General features: G+C 72.5%; 4 protein-coding genes. All 4 read left to right on the top strand.

Annotation, left to right across the window (positions count from 1 at the left end):
• Positions 1-245 (top strand): aminotransferase class III-fold pyridoxal phosphate-dependent enzyme (locus ESO86_RS14320; protein WP_129235599.1); only part of this gene is annotated, 245 nt, incomplete at its 5' end.
• A gap of 58 nt (positions 246-303) precedes the next feature.
• Positions 304-1,233, top strand: coding sequence for an ornithine carbamoyltransferase (gene argF, locus ESO86_RS14315; RefSeq protein WP_129235598.1), 930 nt, complete (start codon positions 304-306; stop codon positions 1,231-1,233).
• A gap of 2 nt (positions 1,234-1,235) precedes the next feature.
• Positions 1,236-2,669, top strand: coding sequence for an argininosuccinate lyase (gene argH / locus ESO86_RS14310; protein WP_129235600.1), 1,434 nt, complete (start codon positions 1,236-1,238; stop codon positions 2,667-2,669).
• 23 nt (positions 2,670-2,692) lie between these two features.
• A partial coding sequence (locus ESO86_RS14305; protein ID WP_242492382.1) for a DNA-3-methyladenine glycosylase occupies positions 2,693-3,124 on the top strand: 432 nt, incomplete at its 3' end.

Here is a 3,124-nt window from a genome sequence, read left to right as displayed (position 1 = left end):
TGCTCGGCCTCGGCTCGCCGCTCGTCGCGGGGATGCGCGGCCGCGGGCTCCTCGCCGGCGTCGCCCTCACCGAGCCCGTCGCGACCGAGCTCTCCGCGGCGGCGATGCGGGCCGGCCTCATCGTCAACGCCGCGAACGACTCGACCATCCGCATCGCACCGCCGCTCATCATCGGCGACGCCGAACTCGACGAGTTCGCCGACCGCTTCGGCCGGGCACTCGACGCCGTCGCCGCAGCGCGCTGACCCCGACATCCAGACCATCCGCAGACCACCCGCTCGCCACGTGCAGAACGGAGCATCCATGACCCGCCACTTCCTCCGCGACGATGACATCACGCCCGCCGAGCAGTCCGAGATCCTCGACCTCGCGGTCCGCCTCAAGGCCGACCGCTGGGCGGAGACGCCCCTCGCCGGCCCGCAGACCGTCGCCGTCATCTTCGACAAGTCCTCGACGCGCACGCGCGTCTCGTTCGCCGTCGGCATCGCCGACCTCGGCGGCTCGCCGCTGATCATCTCGACCGCGAACAGCCAGCTCGGCGGCAAGGAGACCCCCTCCGACACCGCGCGCGTGCTCGAGCGGATGGTGTCCGCCATCGTCTGGCGCACGTACGCGCAGTCCGGCCTCGACGAGATGGCCCAGGGCACCACGGTCCCCGTCGTGAACGCGCTGTCCGACGACTTCCACCCGTGCCAGCTGCTCGCCGACCTCCTCACCATCCGCGAGCACAAGGGCGAGCTCGCCGGACTGACGGTCGCCTTCCTCGGCGACGGCGCGTCGAACATGGCCCAGTCCTACGTGCTCGCGGGCGCGACGGCCGGCATGCACGTGCGCATCGCGTCGCCCGAGGAGTTCGCGCCCGCGGCATCCGTCGTCGCCGACGCCGACCGCATCGCCGCCGTCACGGGCGGATCGGTCGCCCTCCACACCGACGCCGCCGAGGCGGCGGCCGGTGCCGATGTGATCGTGACCGACACCTGGGTGTCGATGGGCAAGGAGGACGAGAAGGCGCATCGGGTCGCCACGTTCGGCGCCTACACCGTCGACGCGGAGCTGATGTCGCTCGCGAAGCCCGACGCCGTCTTCATGCACTGCCTGCCCGCGGACCGCGGCTACGAGGTGAGCGCCGACGTCATCGACGGCCCGCAGTCGATCATCTGGGACGAGGCGGAGAACCGGCTGCACGCGCAGAAGGCGCTGCTCGTCTGGCTCCTCGCCAGGAAGGACGCGTGAGCATGTCGGAGCAGCACGGCACCAACGAGGGCTCCCTCTGGGGCGCGCGGTTCGCGGGCGGACCGTCGCCCGAGCTGCAGCGCCTGTCGAAGTCGACGCACTTCGACTGGCAGCTCGCCCCCTACGACCTCGCCGGGTCGCGTGCGCACGCCCGGGCGCTCGCCGCGGCGGGCTACCTGGAGGCCGACGAGCTCGAGCGGATGATCGCGGGCCTCGACGCCCTCGAGCAGCGGGTCGTCGACGGCGGGCTGGTCGCGGCCGACTCCGACGAGGACGTCCACGGCGCGCTCGAGGCCGCCCTCATCGCCGAGGTCGGGTCCGAGCTCGGCGGCAAGCTCCGCGCGGGACGCAGCCGCAACGACCAGATCGCCACGCTCGTCCGCCTCTACCTCAAGGACCACGCGATCACGATCGGGCGCATGCTCGTCCATCTCATCGACGCCCTCTCCGCGCAGGCCGACGCGCACCGCACCGCGATCATGCCAGGGCGCACGCACCTGCAGCACGCGCAGCCCGTGCTCCTGGCGCACCACCTGCTCGCGCACGGCTGGGCGCTCTCGCGCGACCTCGAGCGGCTCGTCGACTGGATGAAGCGGGCCGACGTCTCGCCCTACGGCGGCGGCGCGCTCGCCGGCTCGACGCTCGGGCTCGACGCGGCATCCGTCGCCCGAGACCTGGGGCTCGCGCATCCGGCCGAGAACTCGATCGACGCCACCGCGAGCCGCGACGTGGTCGCCGAGTTCGCGTTCGTCGCGGCGATGATCGGCATCGACCTGTCGCGGATCTCCGAGGAGATCATCCTCTGGAACACTCGCGAGTTCGGCTTCGTCACGCTCGACGACGCCTACTCGACCGGCTCGTCGATCATGCCGCAGAAGAAGAACCCCGACATCGCCGAGCTCGCGCGCGGCAAGTCCGGACGGCTCATCGGCAACCTCACGGGCCTGCTCGCCACCCTCAAGGCGCTGCCGCTGGCCTACAATCGCGACCTGCAGGAGGACAAGGAGCCCGTCTTCGACTCGGTCGAGACGCTCGAGGTGCTCCTGCCCGCCTTCACCGGGATGATCGCGACGCTGACCTTCCACACCGACCGCATGGCGGAACTCGCGCCGGCCGGCTTCTCGCTCGCGACCGACGTCGCCGAGTGGCTCGTGAAGCGCCGGGTGCCGTTCCGCGATGCGCACGAGATCACGGGTTCGCTCGTGCGGTACGCGGAGACGCACGGGCTGGAACTCCACGAGGTCGACGACGAGGCGCTCGCGTCGATCTCGCCGCACCTCGTCCCCGAGGTGCGCGCGGTGCTCACCATCGAGGGCTCGGTCGCGAGCCGTGACGGCATCGGCGGCACTGCGCCGACGCGCGTCGACGGCCAGTTCGCGTCGCTCGCCGACCGGGTGCGACACCTCCTGTCGGTCCTCCCCGGCGGCGACGACTGAGCCGCGACCCGACGACGAGCACGATGAGTGCGGGCGAGCGGATGCCGCGACCGGCGTCGCACGCGGAGCTCGTGCGACCCGACCGCGCCTGGTTCCGACGCGACCCGGTCGAGCTCGCGCCGCTGCTCCTCGGCGCGGTGCTCGCGTACGACTCCGAGGCCGGGCGCGTCGCCGTCCGACTCTCGGAGGTTGAGGCGTACCGCGGCGTCGGCGTCGACCCGGGATCGCACGCGTTCCGCGGACGGACTCCCCGCAACGCGGTGATGTTCGGCGACGGCGGGCACCTCTACGCGTACTTCACCTACGGCATGCACGTGTGCCTCAACGTCGTGGCCGGTGCGCCGGGCACGTCGGCGGGCGTCCTCCTGCGCGGGGGGACCATCGTCGACGGGCTCGACCTCGCGCGGTCGCGGCGGCCGCGCTCCACCGACCGGGATCTCGCGCGCGGCCCGGCG

Source organism: Agromyces binzhouensis (genome assembly GCF_004135055.1).
GTDB classification, from domain to species: domain Bacteria; phylum Actinomycetota; class Actinomycetes; order Actinomycetales; family Microbacteriaceae; genus Agromyces; species Agromyces binzhouensis.
Note: the sequence above shows the minus strand (reverse complement) of the source record. Positions and strands in the feature narration are given on the sequence as shown.